We start from the raw sequence: 20449 nt of genomic DNA, 5'->3' as shown, positions 1-20449 counted from the left end.
AATGATGAGAAAGAGTTTTCGGCGGTTGAAAACCTTGCGTTCGGAGGAGCGGGACACGTTGGGGTTCGCATGCGTTCACCCCAACCTGCGCAGCCGTCGATATTCGTGCTCATCGATCGCTCGAAAGCGCACGCAATCTCCGGCTTGAAACAGCGATGGCAGCTCCGCCGCTACATCGAACAAGGGCAACGGCGTGCGGCCAATCAATTGCCAGCCACCGGGAAGCTCCTGCGGATAAATGCCGGTCTGCTGCCCACCGATCGCCACGCTACCAGCGAGCACTCGCGTGCGCGGATCGCTTCGTCTCGGCATCGCCAGCGCGGGATCGAGGCCAAGCAGGTAAGGAAAACCCGGTGCAAAGCCGAGCATCGCAACGCGATACGTCACGCCGGTATGGCGGGCAATCACTTCCTCCGTCGACAACCGCGCATGAGCCGCCACAGCGTCAAGATCCTCACCTGCCTCCCCGCCGTAGCAAACGGGAATGGTCAGCTCGCGCGATGCCGTTTCGGGCATGCCTGATGACCGCAAGGCAGCGTCGATAGCGTCCTCCAAACGTCGCGCGGAAAAATGCGCCTCGTCATCCAGCCAGCGCGCGGGATCGAAACGCAACAGCAGGCTCGCATACGCTGGCACGCATTCCACACCGACAAGCTCCGCCTGCAATCTCGCCGCCACGGCAAGCACACGCGCATTCACCCCGGCGTCGATGGTTTCACCAAAACGCAACAGCCATGCGTCTTCCGCCAGCGGCTCGGCTTGCATGTTTGACCAGGCCTGCGTCATGCGCCCCTTCCCGTGCGATCGTGTCGATGACTTTAATCCAGTTGCCGCATGCCATGCGGGATGCGCGCCGGCAAAATCGCCCGCTGGCATGCCTGGTTCCGTTCCCCGTGGGCGGTCTGCCCAAATGCTATGATCCGGCGCAGACTGGCCAACCAAGCCGCCTGCTTGACCTCCCCTGGCCTGACCACCCATTCTCCCGCGCTCACTTCCGTATCCAGCATCCGCATGAGCAGTCGCTATAACGCCGCCGACATCGAAGTCCTCTCCGGCCTAGACCCCGTCAAACGCCGGCCGGGCATGTATACCGACACCACCCGCCCGAACCACCTGGCGCAGGAAGTGATCGACAACTCGGTCGACGAGGCGCTGGCCGGCCACGCCAAGTCGATCGAAGTGATCGTGCACACCGATGGCTCGGTGGAAGTGAGCGATGATGGCCGCGGCATGCCGGTGGACATCCACCCGGAAGAAGGCATTCCCGGCGTCGAGCTGATCCTGACGCGCCTGCACGCGGGCGGCAAATTCTCCGGCAAGAACTACAACTTCTCCGGCGGCTTGCACGGCGTGGGTGTGTCGGTGGTCAACGCGCTGTCGAACAAGGTGGAAGTAACCATCCGCCGCGACGGCAACGAATACCGCATGACGTTCGCCAACGGCGACCGCGCCACGTCGCTGGAAACCATCGGCACGGTGCCGAAGAAAAAGACTGGCACCACCGTGCGCTTCTGGGCCGATCCGAAATACTTCGACTCGCCGAAGATCTCGCTATCCAAGCTCAAGCACCTGTTGCGGGCCAAGGCAGTGCTGTGCGCCGGCCTCAATGTGAAGCTCCTCGATGAAGCGAGCGGCGAAGTCAGTGAGTGGTATTACGAAGACGGCCTGCGCGACTACCTGCGCGGCGAACTCGACGGCGCCGAATGCCTGCCGGCCGAGTTGTTCGTCCATCACGTGGCGCGCGATACGGAAGGTCTCGATGTCGCTTTCACCTGGCTGCCGGAAGGCGAGCTGGTGCAGGAAAGCTACGTCAACCTGATTCCCACCGTGCAAGGCGGTACACACGTCAACGGCCTGCGTAGCGGCTTGACCAATGCGGTGCGCGAATTCTGCGACATCCGCAACCTGCTGCCGCGCGGCGTGAAGCTAGCACCGGAAGACGTGTGGGAGCGACTGGCTTTCGTGTTGTCAGCGAAATTGCAGGATCCGCAATTCGCCGGCCAGACCAAGGAACGCCTTTCTTCGCGCAATGCTGCCGCGCTAGTGGAAAGCGTGGTGCACGATGCTTTCAGTCTGTGGCTGAACCAGCACGTCGATCTCGGCGAACGCATCGCGCAACTTGCCATCGAACGCGCCAGCGCGCGCCTGAAAGCCGCCAAGCAAGTGGTGCGCAAGAAGATCACCCAGGGCCCCGCCCTACCCGGCAAACTGGCCGACTGCACTGCCACCGATCTCACCCGCACCGAGCTGTTCCTGGTGGAAGGCGATTCGGCCGGCGGCAGCGCCAAGCAGGCGCGCGACAAGGAATTCCAGGCGATCTTGCCGTTGCGCGGCAAGATCCTCAATACCTGGGAAGTGGAATCCACTTCGGTGTTGGCGTCGGAAGAAGTGCATAACCTGGCCGTGGCCATCGGTTGCGATCCGGGCAAGGACGATCTCTCCGGCCTGCGTTACGGCAAGGTGGTCATCCTGGCCGACGCCGACTCCGACGGCCTGCACATCGCCACCCTGCTCAGCGCACTGTTCCTGCGCCACTTCCCTGCGCTGGTGCGCGAAGGCCACGTGTTCGTGGCGATGCCGCCGCTGTTCCGTGTCGACGTGGGCAAGCAGGTGTTCTATTGCCTCGACGAAAACGAAAAGCAGGCCATGCTGCAAAAGGTCGAGCGCGAAAAGATGAAAGGCCAGGTCACCGTCACCCGCTTCAAGGGCCTCGGCGAAATGAATCCCGCGCAGCTGCGCGAATCCACCATCCACCCCGATACGCGCCGCCTGGTGCAGCTCACGGTGGAAGACAGCGACGGCACCGCCAAGCTGATGGATATGTTATTGGCGAAAAAGCGCGCGTCGGATCGCAAGAGTTGGCTGGAAGAGAAAGGCGACTTGGCCACGCTGGAAGTGTGACTTTCCTCTAGGACCGCATCGGCGGTATGGTGACGCCCGGTTTCCACCGGATCGGGCTTATGTCGTTGCTACCACCCCTCGACCTGCAACGCTGGATCGACGAACACCGCCACCTGCTGAAACCGCCCGTTGGCAACAAATGCATTGTCGATGGCGATTTCATCATCATGATCGTCGGCGGCCCCAACGCGCGCACCGACTATCACCATGACGAAGGCCCGGAGTTCTTCTATCAGCTCGAGGGCGAAATGGTGCTGAAGGTGCAGGACGAAGGCGTTGCCCGCGATATTCCCATCCGCGCCGGTGAAATCTTCTATCTGCCACCACGCGTACCGCATTCGCCGCAACGCATGCCCGACTCGGTCGGCTTGGTGATCGAACGCCGCCGGCTTGCTCACGAGAAAGATGGCTTGCTGTGGTTTTGCGAGCGATGCAATCACAAGCTGTATGAGGAATATTTCATTCTGCAGAGCATCGAAGCAGATTTTCCGCCCGTGTTCGATCGATTCTATTCATCGAAAGAGGCGCGCACGTGCAAGGCGTGCGGGCATCTCAATCCAGCACCCGCACGCTACGCTTGACGCCTTTGTAGGTTGGGGTGCGAACCCCAACATCACTATCTCGATGGGTATGGCGATGCTAGGTTCGCACCCCAGCCTACGCAAGCCTTTGAGCGCGCGCCAGCCACTTGAACGCCATGCGTTGCAAGGATTCATCCGCATCCTGCGCCTCAGCCAGCTCGCGAATGGAAATCCAAGCAAGCTCCAGCGACTCATCACTCACCACAAACTGCTCGCTGCCACCGGTAGATACAACGTAACGCACGTCGTAATGCCAATGTCCAGGCTCGTTTTTGTGCTCCGGAATCCAATGCCGGTCGACATCGAAAATACCGGGCTCGACGGTCAAACCCTGCAAGCCTGATTCTTCTTCTGCTTCGCGCAAGGCCACCGCAGCAAGATCGCTGTCGCCATCGGCGTGGCCGCCCAGTTGCAACCAACGCTGCAACTTACGGTGATGAGTCAACAACACGCGCCCTCCATCGCGACTCACCAGCCAGGCCGAGCCTGTGAAGTGTCCCGACGCATGCTCGCGATCGAACGGCTGCTCCGCTTTCTCAAGAAAAGCTAAACATGCCAACGCATGGGGATCACCCGGAAAAGTTTCCACGTAATGGCGCAAGGCCTGCTGCAAAGTCACACGCACCTCTTCAATGAACAACGTTGGCGGATTTTAAAAGTAATTCGATAGTTCAAGTGCGACCCCTTCTTTAGTTTCGATCGAGTGTCAGCGCGCACCTACCGCGCCTTCTTATCCCCACGCGATCGAGACCTTTCCGATGAAACGACCCGGCCTGAAACATACGACCTTCGCATTGCTGCTCACTTCCATCGGCTGGTGCGCACAAGCCAGCGCTGCGGATTCCGATATCAACTTCACCGGACCGCTCCTCACGCCCAACCCGAGCGTCGCACCCAAAGGCACATGGGTGATCGAACCCTACCTTATGTATTACAAGAGTGCGGATGCCTACGACGATCAGGGTAACAGTCATCCCAAAACCAGCAGCGTGCGCCAATGGCAAACCCTGGTGCCGGTCTTCTACAGCGTCACCGACCGTTTCCAGGTGCAAGCCTCCATCGGTGCCGCACATGCCATGTCCGGCGGCATGCGAACGAGGGGTTGGAGTGCCGCGGATACCTCCATGGGCGGCCAATACCTGTTGTTCGCGCACGATGAGCAACGCAAGACGCCCGCAGTCGCCGTGAGCTATACACACCGATTCCCCACCGGCGCCTACGACGAGCTCAACGAAAATCCGCTCGACGCCACCGGCAACGGTGCGCATGTCGATACGTTTTCGCTGCTGGCACAGCAATATGTCTGGCTGTCCAACGGACGTCCCCTTCGCTTTCGTGCGTCGCTGTCCTACTCGCTGCCTCCCAGCCGCGTCGATGTGAAAGGCACAAGTGCTTACGGCACGCCGCAAGATTTTCGCGGTGGCATTCGATTGGGCAATTCGTTCGGTGTTTCCACCGCGGTGGAGTACAGCATCAACTCGAATTGGGCGCTTGCGCTGGACCTTGCCTACAACCGCACAGCGGCCTCGCAATTGAGCGGCATTCAAGGCGAAGGAAACCATACAATCGCATTTTCGCGACGCGATCCGGCGCAAAACGTCTACAGCCTGGCTCCTGCAGTGGAGTACAACTTCAACGATCGCTTCGGCCTGATCGCCGGCGTTCAATTCAGTTTTGCCGGACGCAACAACGATGCGTTCATGACCCCCATGGCGGCTTTCAACATGGTGTTCTGAAGGACGATCGCCGCTGAAAACGCAAGTGCCATCCGGCGTCGAAAAAACGGTGCCGGAGTGATTCATACCCCGTGATTTGAACTGCAATGCAGCTTGTACCACCGCCCTCCGCTGGGCTATGGTTCGCCGATGCCTCGGGCCTGCGGGCTGATTCTTAAAGGTGTCGATTAAACGAGGCAGTTCGTTCTCACGGGGACCACTCAATGCTATTCAAACGCGTCAAGCCACTCGATCAGATTCTCGCCACGGCCGAAAAAAAGGCCCTCACTCGACAGCTTGGCGCGTTCCAGCTCACCATGCTCGGCATGGGTGCGATCATCGGCACCGGCATCTTCGTGCTTACTGCGGAAGCCGGCCAGAAAGCCGGCCCCGGCATGATGATCTCGTTCGTGATTGCCGCCGTCGTCTGCGCACTGGCCGCGCTGGCCTACGCGGAACTTGCATCGATGGTGCCGGTGGCCGGTTCTGCTTACACCTACACGTATGGCGTACTCGGCGAGGGCCTGGCCTGGATCGTCGGCTGGGCGCTGGTGCTTGAATACACGATTGCGGCCAGCACCGTGTGCGTGGGGTGGTCCGGCTACATGAACGGCCTGCTCGCCAATCATGGGCTCGGCTTGCCAGCCTTCCTGCGTGCAGGTCCGATGGATGGCGGCGCGTTCAATCTGCTGGCCTTCCTTATCGGTGCCGTTGTCACTTTCCTGCTGGTGATCGGCACATCGAAGTCGGCGAAGGTCAATTCGATCCTGGTGCTGATCAAGGTCATCGCCTTGACGGTCTTCATCGTCATCGCCCTGCCGAGAGTGCAAGACACCAATTTCCATCCCTTCACTCCCAACGGTTGGGGCAATCCGATGGGCGGCATCGGCGTACTGGGGGCGGCCGCTTCTATCGTCTTCGCCTACATCGGTTTCGATGCGGTTTCCACCGCTGCCGAGGAAACCAAGAATCCCAACCGAAACATTCCCATCGGCCTGATCGGTTCGCTCGGCATCTGCACCGTCTATTACCTGCTGGTGAGCTACGGCGCGATTGGTTCGGTGGGTGCGCAGCCGGTGACCGGTCCGGGCGGCGCCATGCTGCAGCCGGGCACGCCGGAAATGGCAGAAGCCTGCAACGGCTCCGCTGCACTGGTATGCAGCAAGGAAGCGCTTGCCCATGCCCTGCGCGTACTGCATCACAACTGGTGGGGCGACGTGATTGGCGCAGCAGCCAGCATTGCGTTGCCTTCGGTGATTCTCACCATGACTTACGGTCAGACGCGCATCTTCTTCACCATGGCGCGCGATGGCCTGCTCCCCGCGTCGTTCTCCAAGATCCATCCCCGTTTCCACACGCCGCACGTGATCACGCTGACCACCGGCCTGTTCGTGTCGCTGTTCGGCGCCATCTATCCCGTCGGCCAGCTTGCCGACATCACCAACTCGGGCACGCTGTTCGCCTTCATGATGGTAGCCATCGGCGTGATGGTGCTGCGCGTGACGCAACCGGATCGCAAGCGTCCGTTCCGCACTCCATTGGCGTGGGTGGTGTGCCCGCTTGCAGTGCTTGGTTGCTTGCTGCTTTTCGTCAACCTGCCGGCCAGGACGCTGATCGTGTTCTTCGGCTGGGGGCTCGCCGGCCTGGTGGTGTATTACCTCTATGGCCGCCGCAAGAGTCATCTGGCCAACGGCACCGAACCCGCCTGAGGTCGCGCGCCGCGTTATAAAGTGAATCTGATCCGGCACGGTGAGCCACACCGTGCCGGCTTTCTTTCAGGGAAGCGTATGTTGAAACAGCTGTTCGCCCGCAAAACCGATTTTTCTGACGATACCGATACCGGGCACGGCCCGAGTTTGCGGCGAACACTTGGTCCCTGGGGCATTACCGCATTGGGCATCGGCGCCGTGATCGGCACCGGCATTTTCGTGGTGACCGGTCAGGCAGCCGCCGATAACGCGGGACCGGCCGTGCTCATCTCGTTCATTCTCGCGGCAATCTGCAGCGGCTTCACGGCGCTGTGCTATTGCGAGTTCGCCACGCTGATACCGATTTCCGGCAGCTCCTATTCCTACGCCTACGCCACGCTGGGCGAACTGGTCGCCTGGTTCATCGGTTGGAACATGGTGCTGGAATACGCCATCTCCGCGTCGGCCGTCGCAGTGAGCTGGACCGGTTATTTCACCAGCCTGCTCGATCACGCCGGCCTTCACCTGCCCGCCACCTTGACCGGAGCCCCGCTCGATTTTTCCAATGGCCACCTGGTCGCCACCGGAAATCTGTTCAACCTGCCGGCAGTCGCCATCGTGCTGGCGCTCACGTGGATCTGCTACATCGGCATCAAGGAATCTTCCGGCATCAATTTCCTGATGGTGCTGCTCAAAGTCGGACTGATTGTGATCGTGGTCGTGGCGGGCTATCGCTACATCGACACCGCCAACTGGCATCCCTTCATTCCCGAATCGCAAGGCGGACACAAATACGGCTGGGCCGGCATCATGCGCGGCGCAGGCATGGTGTTTTTCGCCTACATCGGCTTCGAAGCCACCTCCACCGCCGCGCAAGAATGTAAAAACCCGCAGCGCGATCTGCCGTTCGGCACGCTGGTGTCGCTGGTGATTTGCACCGTGCTCTACCTGGCGATGGCCGCGGTGCTGACCGGCCTGATCCCTTACACCCAACTGGGTACCGATGAACCCGTGGTCACCGCCATCAAGGCCCATCCCGAACTCGGCTGGCTGCGCCTGATCGTGGAGATCGGGGCGATGATCGGCCTGTCGTCGGTGATCCTGGTGATGATCATCGCGCAACCGCGCATCTTCATGATCATGTCGCGCGATGGTCTGCTGCCCACGATCTTCAGCCGGATCCATCCGCGCTACCGCACGCCGCATCTGAATACGCTCATCACGGGATTTGGCATCGCGATCCTCGCCGCCGTGTTTCCGCTTGGCGTGTTGGCCGACCTCACCTCCATGGGCACGCTGATCGCTTTCGCTGCCGTTTGCGTCGGTGTGCTGATCCTGCGCTATACCGCGCCCGAGCTGCCGCGCACGTTCCGCGTGCCGTGGGCGCACTTCGTGTGCATTGCCGGCACACTGAGCTGCGGCGCGCTGCTCGCCACCATGGGCTGGTACAACTGGGCGCTGATGGTGGTCTGGACCCTGTTCGGCTTTGCGATTTATTTCACCTATGGGGTTCGCCATAGTCACCTGCGACGCGCCAATGATTCGATAAAGGGTCAAACGTCGGCAATTTGACGCGATCTGCGGCAAACAGCGCAGAACAGCCAGCAAACGGTCGCTAACGATCTTTTAATGAACTGAATGTAGACTCATCGATTAATCATTCAATCCATTGAATTTCAAGGATATTTTTTTCAGCCGATACAAATTTCCTGCCCCAGCCCGCCCCATTTCGGTCAACCGGAGTATCATCAGTGGCCCGTGGGTTGATCACTTGGCAGTGGGCCCCGGATCGCGACCCGGCGCATCAGGCCAGTTAGCTCCTCGTCCTGATGCGCCGGGAAGCACCTTTCAGCAACACCCCTTCGTTTCTTTTTACAAACGCCTGCCTCGCGCAGGCGTTTTTTTATGCGTGCGTTTTTTTATGGACGCATTCGCGCAAACAAAAAGGCCGGCGCGAGGCCGGCCTAGATGGCGCGAAGCAGAGCGTCAGGCTTGCTTGGCCGTGTGCGAGATGCACCAGCCTTTCGCTGCTACGGCTTTGCCTGGGAACAGCTGACACGGTCCATAACCGGCCGCAGCGCCGGAGTAGAACTGGCAATTGGCGCAGTTATCGCCCGCCTTGTGCTTGGGATCTTTCGTTGTCGAAGCATCGTCGACGTAACCGAGCGCCTTGGCCGTGGGATCGGCATCGGAAACATGCGGCAGATCATCGGCGCGCGCAACGCGCGGCAATCCGCTCACCAGCACCGCTGCGGCAGCGGTACCGGCAGCAAACTTGAGGAAACGACGGCGTGATTCGATATCTTTTGGTTCTGACATAACCACCCTCATGGCACGTTGTTCGCCGCGGGGACTGCGGCGATGCTTTTCGCATCCTAACGCCATGCCTCGCGCCGAAGCCCTTTCGCGAATAGCTCGCATTTGGGGCTGTACCCGCCGTGCTATAGTCGCCGCTCATTTGGACGTCCATTTGCCATGAGCCAAACCCTGCCCGCCTCCATTCCCGCCGCGCTTTTTCACGAGCGTGCCGACGCTATTGCCGATGCGGCGCGCGAACTTGCGCAACACGGCTGGACGCCCGCCACCAGCAGCAATTTCTCGATGCGCGTGGATAGCGATCACGCAGCGATAACAATCTCTGGACGCGACAAAGGCAAGCTCGGCCGCGACGACATCATGCTGGTGGACATGCAAGGCAAGGCCGTGGGCACCGCCTCGCGTCCCAGTGCGGAAACCGAATTGCACACGCAGGTCTATCGCCGCTGGCCCGACGTGAATGCCGTACTGCATACCCACTCGCGCACGCAAAGCGTGGCCTCGCGCCTGTTCGCCGCCAACGGCGTGATCCAGCTGGAAGGCTGGGAACTGCAAAAAGCCATCCGCGGCCACACCACGCACGAAAGCGTGTTGAACATTCCCGTGTTCCCCAACACCCAGCACATGCCCGAACTGGTCGCGCAAGTGGATGCCTGGATCGACGCAGGCAAACCGCTGCACGCGTACTTGATCAATGGCCACGGCATCTACACCTGGGGTCATGACATGGCCGAAGCGCGCCGCCATCTGGAGGCGCTGGAATTCCTGCTCGGCTGCGAACTCGACTTGAGGAGACTGAACGCATGAGCCGCCTGCGCATTTTCGATGAACGTCATCCGCAAGAACCGCTCTCGGTACACGAAGATCACGCCGGCATCGCCCGCGAACTGGGCAAGGTCGGCGTGCGCTTCGAGCAATGGGAAGCGAACCAGCCGGTGGCGCCCGGCGCCAGCCAGGACGACGTCATCGCTGCCTATCGCGCCGACATCGATCGCCTGATGCGCGAGGAAGGTTATCAATCCGTCGACGTGATCAGCCTGACGCCGGATCACCCCGACCGCGCCACGCTGCGCCAGAAATTCCTGAGCGAACACACGCACAGCGAAGACGAAGTACGTTTCTTCGTCGCCGGTGCCGGTCAGTTCACCCTGCACATCGACGGCAAGGTCTATGACGTGCTGTGCGAGCAAGGTGACCTGATCGGCGTCCCGGATGGCACCCGCCACTGGTTCGACATGAGCGAGTCGCCGTATTTCGTGGCGATCCGCCTGTTCACCAACAAGGAAGGCTGGGTCGCCAACTTTACCGGATCGGACATTGCGCAGCGCTTTCCGCGCATGGAGCCGCTGACCGTCTCCGCGTAGGTTGGGGTGCAAACCCCAACATCGCCATGTCGATCAACACCATGATGTTGGGGTTCGCACCCCAACTTACGGCGCGTGAAATTCTGTGCGCGGCATGTCGAACCGGGAAATCAACCACTTGCGCCTACACAGGCCCACGCTAAGCTTGGGAGCCCCCACCCCCGACGGCTCCCATGACCGCCATCCGCGCCATCGTCACCGATATCGAAGGAACCACCAGCTCGATCAGCTTCGTCAAGGACGTGCTGTTCCCCTATGCCCGCCGGCGCCTGCCGGCCTACGTGGAAACCCACGGTGACACGCCCGAAGTGCAGCACTGGCTGCACGAAGCGGCCAAGGAAGCCGACATCGTCGAGGCGACCCGGCAGGAGATCATCGAGCTGCTGCTGCGCTGGATCGATGAAGACCGAAAATCCACCGCCCTCAAGGCCCTGCAGGGCATGATCTGGCGGGAAGGCTACGAATCGGGCGAATACCGCGCCCACATGTATCCGGAAGTGGCTGCGCGCCTGCACGCCTGGCGCGGCGAAGGGTTGCATCTTTACGTGTATTCCTCAGGCTCCGTGCCGGCGCAGAAGCTGTTCTTCCGCTACAGCGAATCGGGCGATCTCACGCCGCTCTTTTCCGGCTACTTCGACACCGAGACCGGCCCCAAGCGCGAGCAGGCCTCCTACCAGCGCATCGTGGAAGCGATCGGCGAGCGGCCCGAACATGTGCTGTTCCTGTCCGACATTGAGCAGGAGCTGGACGCCGCGCGCGCCGCCGGTCTGCATACCGGCTGGCTGCTACGGCCACCGCTGGAAGTACCGCCCCAGCCCAAGCACCCCGCCTACGCCAGCTTCGACGCCATCCAGCCTTGAGCGTGAGTCCGCCATGCGCATGCGCACCCTACTGACCGCCCTGCTCTCTTTCGCCGCCGGCGTGCTGGTGATGTTGCTGGTCACCTGCCACCGTCTGCCGTCCAATCAGGAAGCTCAAGGCGTAGCGCCCAGCAGCAGCGCCTCGCCGGCGCCCGCTTCGTCCAGCAGCAGCGATACGGACGACAACAATGACAACGACAACTGGCCCAGCCAGGGCCCGTCGCCGGAACAGGTGATTTACTCGCAGCCGAACATGGTCAGCCAGGCCGTCTCCAAACTGTCGCCGCGCGTAGCCGACAAAACCAATCTCTACCTGGTCAGCTTCGCCGGCGACGGCGGTGAAGACGTCTTCCGCAACGAAGCCGAATACGCCGCCCAACTGTTTACCCGACGCTTCGGGCCAACCGCGCACGCGCTGGTACTGGAAAACAATCCGGCCACCCTGCAATCGCACCCGCTGGCCAGCTGGAGCAATCTCGAAGCCACGCTTGATCAACTCGCTACCGTGATGAAACCCGACCAGGACATCCTGGTGCTGTACATGACCTCGCACGGCGACGAAGACCACAACCTGCTGGTCGACATGGACCCGCTGCCACTGGACCAGATCGGCACACCCGACCTCGCCGGCATTCTGAAAAAGCGCCCGTTCAAATGGAAAGTGGTGGTGGTGAACGCCTGCTATTCCGGCGGCTTCGTGCCCGATCTGCGCGGCGCCGGCACCCTGGTACTGACGGCAGCACGCACGGACCGCAGCTCATTCGGCTGCGGCAGCGATTCCGACATTACCTACTTCGGCAAGGCGTGGCTGGTGGATGCGCTGAATAAAACCGACGACTTCGTCGATGCGTTCCAGCTCGCCAGGCACGATATTGCCAGCTGGGAACAGCAGGACAAGCTGACCCCTTCCGAGCCGCAGATGGATGTCGGCGCAGGCATTGCGCAGCAGCTGGCGGCATGGCGCAAAGAGGTGACGCCAGGGCCGGCCGTACCATTCATGCCACCGCCGCCGTCGACGGCCAATGCCAGCGCAGCAACGCAGTGACGATGCAAGCACATCAGTCGGATGAATGTAGGTTGGGATGAACACGTAGGTTGGGGTGAGGCGCAGCCGAACCCCAACATGATCTGCACGTATCCGAGAACGTTGGGGTTCGGCAAGCCTCACCCCAACCTACATTCACATCACGCCCGGTTACCCGTGCCGCCCCACCAGCACCTGCGCCACATCGGCAAGCCCGAATCCCCGCGCACGCAGCAACACGGTGAGGTGAAACACCAGATCCGCTGCTTCACCCAGCAACTCCTCGTCACCCTGCGCGACAGCGGCCAGCGCCGTCTCCACGCCTTCCTCGCCCACCTTCTGCGCAATCCGCCGCGTGCCTCCATCGAACAACTTGGTGGTGTAACTGCCTTCGGGCATCTGGTTCTTGCGGCTTTCCACCAAGGCATCCAGTTGTGCCAGAAAACCCAACGGCGGACGCACTTCATTGCCGAAACAGCTGCGTGTGCCGAGATGGCAGGTTGGCCCATGCGGATCGGCCATCACCAGCAACGTATCGCCGTCGCAATCCACGCGAATCGATTTCAAATGCAGCACGTGGCCCGAGCTTTCGCCCTTGGTCCACAGGCGTTGCTTGCTGCGGCTGTAGAAGGTCACCTTGCTGCTGGTCTGTGTGAGCGCCAGGGCTTTTTCATCCATGTAGCCGAGCATCAACACCTCGCCCGTCAGCCAATGCTGCACGATGACGGGCACCAGTCCATCCGATTTCTCCCAATCGATCTGGCCGAGATCAAGCGCGTCGAAACCGTTGACTATCTCACTCATGGCTGGCTGTCTCTTGCAATCGAATGACGATGCCTTCCTGCTGCAAATACTGCTTGAGCTCGGGAATGGCGATGGCGCCGCTATGGAAAACGCTGGCTGCCAATGCACCATCAACACGAGCTTGCGTGAACGCGTCGCGAAAATGCTGCTTGTCGCCGGCTCCGCCGGATGCAATCAGCGGCACGGTGCACACCTTGCGCGCCGCTGCCAGTTGCACCAGGTCGTAGCCCTGGCGCACGCCATCCGTATCCATGCAGTTCAGCACGATCTCGCCCGCACCGCGCTGCTGCGCTTCGGCCATCCAGTCCAGTGTGCGTCGTGCCAATGAACGCGTCTTGGAAGGATCGCCGGTGTACTGGCGCACGCGCCATTCACCATCCGCATCGCGCATGGAATCGATGCCCACCACCACGCATTGCACGCCAAAGGCGTCGGCCAACTCATCGATCAGCTCGGGGCGTTCCAACGCAGGCGAGTTGATCGATACCTTGTCCGCACCGGCATGCAACACCTCGCGCGCATCCATGACCGAGCGAATACCACCCGCCACGCAAAACGGAATATCGATCTCGCGCGCCACGCGCTCCACCCAGCCACGATCCACGCTGCGCCCTTCCGGGCTGGCGGTGATGTCGTAGAACACCAGTTCGTCGGCGCCTTCGTCGCGATAGCGCAAGGCCAGCTCGACAATCTCGCCCATCACCACGTGATCGCGAAACCGCACGCCCTTGACGACTTTGCCGTCGCGTACGTCCAGACAAGGAATGATGCGACGACTCAACATGTCAAGGCGTCCTCCAATGTAAAACGCCCTTCCAACAGGGCACGCCCAAGGATCACGCCACGCGCGCCGGCATCGCGCGCCGCACGGATATCGTCCAGCGAACGCACACCACCCGAAGCCTGCACCGCCAGCTGCGGAACGGTTTGTGCCAAGTGGCGGTAAAGCTCCAGATTGAAACCGGCCAGCATGCCGTCGCGCTCGATATCCGTGCACAACAGATGATGTGCACCGCGTGCGGCGTACCATGGCGCCAGTTCGTCCAGCGTGCGCGCTTCATCCTCGGTCCAACCTGCGCTCGGCAGCGTCCAGGCGTTATCGCGACGACGCGTGTCCAAGGCGATGGTGAAGCGTTCCGCACCGTGCTTGCCCAACCATTCCGCCACGCGCTCCGGCTCGCGAATGGCGACGCTGCCGACCACGACGCGAGTGACACCGGCATTGAACAGGCGCCGCACGTCATCTTCCGTGCGCACGCCGCCGCCGGATTGCACATGCATACCGGCCTTCACCAGCGCCTCGATCACCGAGAGATTGGCCAGATTGCCGGCGCGCGCACCATCGAGATCCACCACGTGCAGCCAACGTGCGCCGGCTTGCGCATATTTTGCGGCCAGGTCACCTGGTGATGACGCATATTGCGTCTCTTGCGCGTAATCGCCCTGGCGCAGGCGGACCACTTGGCCGCCGCGAAGGTCGATGGCTGGGATCACTTCAAAGCTCATAACACTCCACAAACCGTATCGCTTGGCTCTCGGCGCAGGTTGGGTTAGCGCAGCGTGACCCAACGTATTCGAAGCGCCTTGTTGGGTTACGCTGCGCTAACCCAACCTACGTGAGCGTTTCAACGGAAACATCAAAGCTCAAGAAAACTCTTCAACAACTTGGCTCCCACCTGCGCCGAGCGCTCGGGATGAAACTGCATCCCATGAAAATTCCCGCTCGCAATCACCGCCGAAAACGCGCCGCCGTAATCGCTGCTTACCAGCGTGTAATCACCCACCGGCACCGCATAGCTGTGCACGAAGTAAGCCCAATCACCCTCTGCCAAGTTCTTCAGCAAAGGATGGCTGGCTATCGAAGACAAACGATTCCATCCCATGTGCGGCACGCACAGCTCTGGTGTTTCCTCAAACTTGCGCACGGTAGCGGGAATCACACCCAGACACGGCGTATCGCTTTCCTCGGAATGCTCGCACAGCAATTGCATGCCCAGGCACACGCCGAGCACCGGTTGGGTCAGCGAACGAATCACATCTACCAAACCCAGCTCCTGCAACCGCGCCATGCCCGGCTTCGCCGCACCCACGCCAGGCAAAATGACCTTGTCCGCCGACCGGATGCTTTCTGCATCCGCCGTCAACGCGGCATCCACGCCAAGGCGCTGCAAGGCATAGCGCACGGAACCGATATTGGTACCGCCAGCATCGACCAGGACCACGCTCATTACAGTGCCCCTTTCGTGCTCGGCAACTCGTCGCCCTCGCGGCGAATGGCCTGGCGCAAAGCGCGTGCTGTCACTTTGAAGCAAGCCTCCACCATGTGATGCGCGTTTTCACCCTGCACGCGCAGATGCAGATTGGCGCCAAGCGTGTCGCACAGCGAGCGGAAGAAATGCGGCACCAATTCCGTGGGCACTTCACCTACGCGCTCGCGCGGAAACTGACCTTCGAAAACAAAATACGGGCGGCCCGAGAGATCCAACGCAGCGCTAGCCAACGCTTCGTCCATCGGCAACGTGAAGCCATAACGGCCGATACCGCGTTTGTCGCCCAACGCCTGGCGCAAGGCCTGTCCCAGCGCAAGACCGCAATCTTCGATGGTGTGGTGTTCGTCCACCTTGGTATCGCCATCGCATTGCAGACTCAGCGCAAAGCCTCCGTGTTTGCCGATCTGTTCCAGCATGTGGTCAAAAAAGCCCAGACCCGTATGCGCCGCCGGTTCGGTCTGTGCATCCAGATCCACGCGCACCTTGATGCGCGTTTCCTTGGTATTGCGCACGACTTCCGCCATGCGAGGCCGATCGAGCAATTGGTGCGCAACCGCTTCCCAGCTGATCCCGCTCGGCCCAACACGAAACCCGCGCACGCCCATGTTGGCGGCAAACAGCAGGTCCGTTTCGCGGTCGCCCACCATCGCCGACTCGGCACGCGTCCAGCCGTCATCGGCCAAGTAATCGCGCATCATGCCGATGCCCGGCTTGCGTGTATCCAGTCCTTCGTGTGGAAAACTGCGGTCGATCAGTACTTCGCGAAAGCGCACACCTTGCGAGGCCAGAATGCGCATCAACAGATCGTGCGGACCATCAAAATGCGTTTGCGGAAAGCTGTCCGTGCCGAGGCCATCCTGGTTGCTCACCATCACCAGTTCGTAACCGGCCGCCACGATGCGCTGCAAAGCCGCGATAACGCCCGGCAAAAGCGCGAGCTTCTCGTAGCTATCGATCTGCTCGTCGGCCGGTTCCTCGATCAGGCAGCCATCACGATCAATAAAAAGAATTTTGCGGCTCATGTTATCAACCTCTATGCCGATCCATCGGCAGCACGCCGACCAGCCACGGATGAACTATTCAAAAGAGCGAGCACCCGCGCGTTTTCATCAGGCGTGCCGATGGTGATGCGCAATGCATCCTGCAGCTTGGGATAACGACGCACGTCGCGTACCACGATGCCGGCCTGCAGCAAACGCTTGTAAACCTCGCCCGCATCATCGAAGCGCACTGCCAGGAAATTGGCATCGGAAGGCAATACGTCGCGCACGCCGGGCAATCCCACCAGCGAGCGGCGCATAAAGGCACGCTGCTCACGCACGATCGCGATATGGGCACGCGCTGCAGCCTGACCCGATGGCGAGAGCGCGGCGAGCGCCGCCGCTACGCAGGGCAACGGCAGCGGATACGGCGGCATGATGCGACGGATCAAGCCAATCACGTCCGGACTTGCCACCAGCGTGCCGATGCGCGCGCCGGCCAGCGCCCACGCCTTGGACAAGGTGCGCAGCACGGCCAGATGTTCATAACGGCCGATCAACGTCATGGCGCTGGGTTGATCGGAGAACTCGATATACGCCTCGTCCACTACCAGCAACGCACGGCCGGCCAATGCCTGGGCCACATGCTCGATCTCCGCGAGCGACATCGACTTGCCGCTGGGATTGTTCGGCGTGCAGAGAAACACCAGCTTTACCGCCGGCGTGATTGCGGCAAGCAATGCCTGAATGTCAAGGCTGAAATCATCCGCCAGCGGAACTTCGATCACCGCTGCGTTCTGAATGCGCGCGCTGACCGCATACATGCCGAAGGTCGGCGGTTGGATCACGATGGCATCCTGATCCGCACGGCAGAACGCGCGAACCAGCAGATCGATCGCTTCGTCACTGCCGCGCCCCACGAACAACTGCTCGCGCTGCACGCCATACAGCGTGGCCAGCGCCTGCAACAACGCTTGTGGCTGCGGATCGGGATAGCGATTGCAGCCCGCGCCGGCTTCACCCACCGGTTCCCACGCCGATTCGTTGGCATTGAGCATGACCTGCCCGCCGCTCGCTTCCATGCGCGCGGACGAATACGGCTGCAACGTGCGGATTTCCGGCCGTGCCAGGTCGAGAACGCTCATAGACGTGTCCCCAATGCAGCCAGCCGAAGGGTGACGGCGCGGCGATGCGCTTCAAGCTGCTCCGCCTCCGCCAGGATGGCCGTGCACGGACCGATTGCGCGCAAGCCGTTGGGATCGAGTTCCTGCACCGTGATCTGTTTCAGATAGCTGGCCACCGACACGCCGCTGTAGCTGCGCGCATAGCCGTAGGTTGGTAATACGTGATTGCTGCCGCTGCAGTAATCGCCCACCGATTCGGGCGTCCACGCGCCAACAAAGATGGAACCTGCACTTTCAATGCTGGCCACCAGTTCGCGCGCGTTATTCACTTGCAGAATCAAATGCTCCGGTGCGTAGCGGTTACTGACTTCCACCGCCTGCGCCAGCGACTGCACTTCGATCAAGCGGCTTTGCGCCAGCGCCTGTTCCGCAATGGCGCCACGCGGCAACTGCGCGCACTGACGGTCCACTTCCGCGGCCACTTGGTCGAGCAACGCGGCAGACGGGCTGACCAGCACGACTTGCGAATCCGGCCCGTGCTCCGCCTGCGACAGCAGATCCGCCGCGACGAACACGGGATTGGCCTGGGCATCGGCAATCACCAACACTTCAGATGGCCCGGCGGGCATATCGATCGCCGCACCGTTGGGATCGGATGACACCTGCAGCTTCGCCTCGGTCACCCATGCATTGCCAGGCCCGAACAGCTTGTCGCAACGTGGCACGCTTTCCGTGCCATACGCCATCGCCGCAATCGCCTGCGCGCCGCCGAGTTTGAACACCCGGTGCACGCCGACGATGCGCGCCGTGAACAACACCGCTTCATCGCACGTGCCATCCGCACGCGCCGGCGAGCACAGCACCACGTCGCGGCAACCGGCGATGCGCGCCGGCACGCCCAGCATCAATGCCGTGGAAGGCAACGGTGCGCTGCCGGCCGGTACGTACAAACCGACACGATGGATGGGACGAAGAATGCGTTCCACGCGCACGCCAACCGCGGTATTCACGCCGACCGGCTGTGGCGCAGCAGCGGTATGGAATGTTTCGATGCGCGCGGCGGCTTCGCGGATGGCGGCTTTCAGTTCTGGCGCCAGCTTGGCCTCTGCGGCAGCAAATTCTGCGTCGCTGACTTCGATCGCATCCAGCGTGCAACGGTCATAGCGCGCGGAAAGCTCGCGCAAGCCCGCATCACCCTTGGCGCGCACTTCCGCGATGATGCGTTCCACGCCGTGGCGCAATTCTTCCGCGCGAGATTGGGCGGGCCGCGCCAACGCGTCATTGCGCTCGGCATCGTTCAAGGTGTTCCAATCGATTCGCTTCATGCCGAACGTCTCACGCAAGCATCTTTTCGACCGGCAGCACGAACATCTCGCGCGCGCCGGCCTTCTTGATTTCTTCCAGCTGCCGCCAGCTCACCTCGCCAGCGCACAACGCCTGCAACATCAACTGGTCGGGCTGGCCCGCCACCGGCAGCAAGGTGGGTTGCGGGCCGCCCGGCAACAGGCGCGTCACCGCATCGAGCGTGTTGCGCGAGGTTTGCAGCAACAGCAGACGCGATTCGCGCACCTGGATCACGCCATCCAGGCGCTTGAGCAGCAGCTCGATCATGTCGCCGCGTTCGTCCGTGGGCAGCGCTTCTGGACCCGCGAGCACCGCTTCGCTTTGCAGCAGTACATCCGTTTCGCGCAATTGATTGGCCACCAGCGTGCCGCCGCTCTGCACCAGATCGCAGATCACATCGGCGGTACCGAGCTTGGGCGCAATTTCCACGGAACCTGCGAGCGTAATGATGCTGGCCTCCACCTGCTGCTCGCGCAGCCACGTGCCAAGCAAGCCGGGATACGAGGTGGCGATGCGCAGACCGGCCAGGTCACCCGGGCCTTCATAGGCCACATCCTGCGGTACCGCAATGGAAAGACGGCAACGGCCGAAGCCCAGCGAACGCCATTCTGTCAACGTCGCGGCGCCATCACCGGCCACGCCCTTGAACTCGTTGAGCACGTTGCGCCCGACGATGCCCAGATCGCATACACCTTGAGCGATCAGCCCGGGAATGTCGTCGTCGCGCACCAGCAGAAGGTCGACTGGCTCGCCCTCGCCAAAGCAGAACAGCTTGTCGCGGCTTTGGCGGAAAGTAAGCCCGCAGCGATTGAGCAGATCCAGCGCCGGCTCGGTCAGCCGGCCGGATTTCTGCATGGCGATACGCAAACGATCCCGCGGTTTCATGCGCGCGCCCTTTTCGCCGCCGCACGCGCACGCGTTGCACGCGCCGCCGCCGCGAGATAACCACCACTGCCTTGGTTGAGATAGCGCGCGACGCGGCCGATGGTGGTGATGCTCACCGCCGTGCGGTCATGAATCTCGCGGTAGGACACCCCTTCCAGCAGATACGGCACCACCCGCCAGCGATCCACCAGCACTTCCAGCTCGGCCGGCGTGCACAGGTCGTTGAGGAAGGCGTTCATTTCCTCGGCGTTCTTCAGCGACAGCAAGGCGCGGCACAGGCTGAGCCTGGCGGACTCTTCCGGGGTTTCGGGGTCGATCGATCGGCGCTTCATAATGTGCTAACGCGTTAATACAGTGGAGCGCATTGTAGTGACCCGCCGCAGCGGGCGCAAGCTGCCTGGGATGCAAATCGTAGGCTGGGATGAAATCCCAGCACCGCCATGCCCATGAAAGCTGGGATTGCCATCCCAGCCTACGCCGCTTCGCGCCACGTATCATGCGGTGCCAGGCGCCTGCGCCCTGACATGGAACCGTTATGAACCATGGGATTTCCCCATCGATACGCCCTGCGGCTTACCTGATGGCCTTTGCGG

General features: G+C 61.5%; 21 protein-coding genes. 9 read left to right on the top strand and 12 right to left on the bottom strand.

The window, feature by feature from the left end:
* Window positions 1–75: 75 nt before the first annotated feature.
* Window positions 76–786: a 5-oxoprolinase subunit PxpB gene (pxpB, locus tag VJR68_RS12970; protein ID WP_324148225.1), complete on the bottom strand. Its 711-nt coding sequence runs from the start codon at window positions 784–786 to the stop codon at window positions 76–78.
* A gap of 225 nt (window positions 787–1011) precedes the next feature.
* Here pxpB and parE point away from each other — a divergent pair, with 225 nt between their 5' ends.
* The gene (gene parE / locus VJR68_RS12965) at window positions 1012–2901 is read left to right on the top strand and encodes a DNA topoisomerase IV subunit B (protein ID WP_324148224.1); all 1890 of its coding nucleotides are present in this window, start codon (window positions 1012–1014) and stop codon (window positions 2899–2901) included.
* Window positions 2902–2960: 59 nt separating this feature from the next.
* Window positions 2961–3482: a 3-hydroxyanthranilate 3,4-dioxygenase gene (locus VJR68_RS12960; RefSeq protein ID WP_324148223.1), complete on the top strand. Its 522-nt coding sequence runs from the start codon at window positions 2961–2963 to the stop codon at window positions 3480–3482.
* Window positions 3483–3558: 76 nt separating this feature from the next.
* On the opposite strand, the gene VJR68_RS12955 is transcribed toward VJR68_RS12960, so the two are convergent.
* On the bottom strand, window positions 3559–4095 hold the full coding sequence (locus VJR68_RS12955; protein ID WP_414647783.1) for an NUDIX hydrolase: 537 nt from the start codon (window positions 4093–4095) through the stop codon (window positions 3559–3561).
* A gap of 145 nt (window positions 4096–4240) precedes the next feature.
* Between VJR68_RS12955 and VJR68_RS12950 the strand changes: the two genes are divergently transcribed.
* The 3 genes from VJR68_RS12950 to VJR68_RS12940 all read left to right on the top strand — a co-directional run bounded on the left by VJR68_RS12950 (window position 4241) and on the right by VJR68_RS12940 (window position 8457).
* Window positions 4241–5218, top strand: a complete 978-nt coding sequence (locus VJR68_RS12950) for a transporter (protein ID WP_324148221.1) — start codon at window positions 4241–4243, stop codon at window positions 5216–5218.
* Between the two features lie 203 nt (window positions 5219–5421).
* Window positions 5422–6906, top strand: a complete 1485-nt coding sequence (locus VJR68_RS12945) for an amino acid permease (protein ID WP_324148220.1) — start codon at window positions 5422–5424, stop codon at window positions 6904–6906.
* Between the two features lie 78 nt (window positions 6907–6984).
* Entirely contained in the window at window positions 6985–8457 is a 1473-nt protein-coding gene (locus VJR68_RS12940; RefSeq protein WP_324148217.1) for an amino acid permease, read from the top strand.
* 414 nt (window positions 8458–8871) lie between these two features.
* On the opposite strand, the gene VJR68_RS12935 is transcribed toward VJR68_RS12940, so the two are convergent.
* The gene (locus VJR68_RS12935; protein WP_324148215.1) at window positions 8872–9204 is read right to left on the bottom strand and encodes a high-potential iron-sulfur protein; all 333 of its coding nucleotides are present in this window, start codon (window positions 9202–9204) and stop codon (window positions 8872–8874) included.
* Between the two features lie 156 nt (window positions 9205–9360).
* Here VJR68_RS12935 and VJR68_RS12930 point away from each other — a divergent pair, with 156 nt between their 5' ends.
* The 4 genes from VJR68_RS12930 (at window position 9361) to VJR68_RS12915 (ending at window position 12470) form a co-directional block, all read left to right on the top strand.
* Window positions 9361–10008 (top strand): methylthioribulose 1-phosphate dehydratase, encoded by a 648-nt coding sequence (locus VJR68_RS12930; protein ID WP_324148212.1) that lies wholly within the window; start codon window positions 9361–9363, stop codon window positions 10006–10008.
* A complete protein-coding gene (locus VJR68_RS12925; RefSeq protein WP_324148209.1) occupies window positions 10005–10565 on the top strand; it encodes an acireductone dioxygenase in 561 nt (186 codons plus the stop codon). The genes VJR68_RS12930 and VJR68_RS12925 overlap by 4 nt, the downstream gene beginning before the upstream one ends.
* Window positions 10566–10738: 173 nt before the next feature.
* Window positions 10739–11425, top strand: a complete 687-nt coding sequence (gene mtnC / locus VJR68_RS12920; RefSeq protein ID WP_324148207.1) for an acireductone synthase — start codon at window positions 10739–10741, stop codon at window positions 11423–11425.
* Between the two features lie 19 nt (window positions 11426–11444).
* Complete coding sequence (locus VJR68_RS12915; protein WP_324148240.1) at window positions 11445–12470, top strand: C13 family peptidase; 1026 nt, start codon at window positions 11445–11447, stop codon at window positions 12468–12470.
* Window positions 12471–12620: 150 nt separating this feature from the next.
* Here VJR68_RS12915 and hisIE read toward each other — a convergent pair whose 3' ends face one another.
* From hisIE to VJR68_RS12870, 9 genes are all read right to left on the bottom strand, one after another.
* The gene (gene hisIE, locus VJR68_RS12910; RefSeq protein WP_324148205.1) at window positions 12621–13253 is read right to left on the bottom strand and encodes a bifunctional phosphoribosyl-AMP cyclohydrolase/phosphoribosyl-ATP diphosphatase HisIE; all 633 of its coding nucleotides are present in this window, start codon (window positions 13251–13253) and stop codon (window positions 12621–12623) included.
* Complete coding sequence (gene hisF, locus VJR68_RS12905) at window positions 13246–14037, bottom strand: imidazole glycerol phosphate synthase subunit HisF (RefSeq protein WP_324148203.1); 792 nt, start codon at window positions 14035–14037, stop codon at window positions 13246–13248. The genes hisIE and hisF overlap by 8 nt, the downstream gene beginning before the upstream one ends.
* Complete coding sequence (gene hisA / locus VJR68_RS12900; protein ID WP_324148201.1) at window positions 14031–14759, bottom strand: 1-(5-phosphoribosyl)-5-[(5-phosphoribosylamino)methylideneamino]imidazole-4-carboxamide isomerase; 729 nt, start codon at window positions 14757–14759, stop codon at window positions 14031–14033. The genes hisF and hisA overlap by 7 nt, the downstream gene beginning before the upstream one ends.
* 131 nt (window positions 14760–14890) lie before the next feature.
* Complete coding sequence (gene hisH, locus VJR68_RS12895; protein ID WP_324148199.1) at window positions 14891–15481, bottom strand: imidazole glycerol phosphate synthase subunit HisH; 591 nt, start codon at window positions 15479–15481, stop codon at window positions 14891–14893.
* A complete protein-coding gene (gene hisB, locus VJR68_RS12890) occupies window positions 15481–16545 on the bottom strand; it encodes a bifunctional histidinol-phosphatase/imidazoleglycerol-phosphate dehydratase HisB (RefSeq protein ID WP_324148196.1) in 1065 nt (354 codons plus the stop codon). Before hisB ends, hisH begins: the two co-directional genes overlap by 1 nt.
* 11 nt (window positions 16546–16556) lie before the next feature.
* Window positions 16557–17648: a histidinol-phosphate transaminase gene (gene hisC / locus VJR68_RS12885; protein ID WP_324148195.1), complete on the bottom strand. Its 1092-nt coding sequence runs from the start codon at window positions 17646–17648 to the stop codon at window positions 16557–16559.
* The gene (gene hisD, locus VJR68_RS12880; protein ID WP_324148193.1) at window positions 17645–18952 is read right to left on the bottom strand and encodes a histidinol dehydrogenase; all 1308 of its coding nucleotides are present in this window, start codon (window positions 18950–18952) and stop codon (window positions 17645–17647) included. Before hisD ends, hisC begins: the two co-directional genes overlap by 4 nt.
* A 10-nt stretch (window positions 18953–18962) precedes the next feature.
* On the bottom strand, window positions 18963–19856 hold the full coding sequence (gene hisG, locus VJR68_RS12875; RefSeq protein WP_324148191.1) for an ATP phosphoribosyltransferase: 894 nt from the start codon (window positions 19854–19856) through the stop codon (window positions 18963–18965).
* Window positions 19853–20188 carry a YerC/YecD family TrpR-related protein gene (locus VJR68_RS12870; RefSeq protein ID WP_188796381.1) on the bottom strand — a complete coding sequence of 112 codons (336 nt, stop codon included), beginning with the start codon at window positions 20186–20188 and terminating at the stop codon, window positions 19853–19855. The genes hisG and VJR68_RS12870 overlap by 4 nt, the downstream gene beginning before the upstream one ends.
* Window positions 20189–20449 lie beyond the last annotated feature (261 nt).

Origin of the sequence: Dyella sp. (assembly GCF_035277725.1) — a bacterium.
GTDB lineage: Bacteria > Pseudomonadota > Gammaproteobacteria > Xanthomonadales > Rhodanobacteraceae > Dyella_B.
Note: the sequence above shows the minus strand (reverse complement) of the source record. Positions and strands in the feature narration are given on the sequence as shown.

Coding starts and splice junctions, on each gene's coding strand:
- VJR68_RS12940 (WP_324148217.1), top strand. CDS start 6,985: ATGTTGAAACAGCTGTTCGCCCGCAAAACCGATTTTTCTGACGATACC.
- hisC (WP_324148195.1), bottom strand. CDS start 17,648: ATGAGCGTTCTCGACCTGGCACGGCCGGAAATCCGCACGTTGCAGCCG.
- hisD (WP_324148193.1), bottom strand. CDS start 18,952: ATGAAGCGAATCGATTGGAACACCTTGAACGATGCCGAGCGCAATGAC.
- VJR68_RS12930 (WP_324148212.1), top strand. CDS start 9,361: ATGAGCCAAACCCTGCCCGCCTCCATTCCCGCCGCGCTTTTTCACGAG.
- mtnC (WP_324148207.1), top strand. CDS start 10,739: ATGACCGCCATCCGCGCCATCGTCACCGATATCGAAGGAACCACCAGC.
- hisH (WP_324148199.1), bottom strand. CDS start 15,481: ATGAGCGTGGTCCTGGTCGATGCTGGCGGTACCAATATCGGTTCCGTG.
- hisIE (WP_324148205.1), bottom strand. CDS start 13,253: ATGAGTGAGATAGTCAACGGTTTCGACGCGCTTGATCTCGGCCAGATC.
- hisF (WP_324148203.1), bottom strand. CDS start 14,037: ATGTTGAGTCGTCGCATCATTCCTTGTCTGGACGTACGCGACGGCAAA.
- VJR68_RS12925 (WP_324148209.1), top strand. CDS start 10,005: ATGAGCCGCCTGCGCATTTTCGATGAACGTCATCCGCAAGAACCGCTC.
- hisA (WP_324148201.1), bottom strand. CDS start 14,759: ATGAGCTTTGAAGTGATCCCAGCCATCGACCTTCGCGGCGGCCAAGTG.
- hisG (WP_324148191.1), bottom strand. CDS start 19,856: ATGAAACCGCGGGATCGTTTGCGTATCGCCATGCAGAAATCCGGCCGG.
- VJR68_RS12945 (WP_324148220.1), top strand. CDS start 5,422: ATGCTATTCAAACGCGTCAAGCCACTCGATCAGATTCTCGCCACGGCC.
- VJR68_RS12960 (WP_324148223.1), top strand. CDS start 2,961: ATGTCGTTGCTACCACCCCTCGACCTGCAACGCTGGATCGACGAACAC.
- VJR68_RS12950 (WP_324148221.1), top strand. CDS start 4,241: ATGAAACGACCCGGCCTGAAACATACGACCTTCGCATTGCTGCTCACT.
- hisB (WP_324148196.1), bottom strand. CDS start 16,545: ATGAGCCGCAAAATTCTTTTTATTGATCGTGATGGCTGCCTGATCGAG.
- VJR68_RS12915 (WP_324148240.1), top strand. CDS start 11,445: ATGCGCACCCTACTGACCGCCCTGCTCTCTTTCGCCGCCGGCGTGCTG.
- VJR68_RS12870 (WP_188796381.1), bottom strand. CDS start 20,188: ATGAAGCGCCGATCGATCGACCCCGAAACCCCGGAAGAGTCCGCCAGG.
- VJR68_RS12935 (WP_324148215.1), bottom strand. CDS start 9,204: ATGTCAGAACCAAAAGATATCGAATCACGCCGTCGTTTCCTCAAGTTT.
- pxpB (WP_324148225.1), bottom strand. CDS start 786: ATGACGCAGGCCTGGTCAAACATGCAAGCCGAGCCGCTGGCGGAAGAC.
- parE (WP_324148224.1), top strand. CDS start 1,012: ATGAGCAGTCGCTATAACGCCGCCGACATCGAAGTCCTCTCCGGCCTA.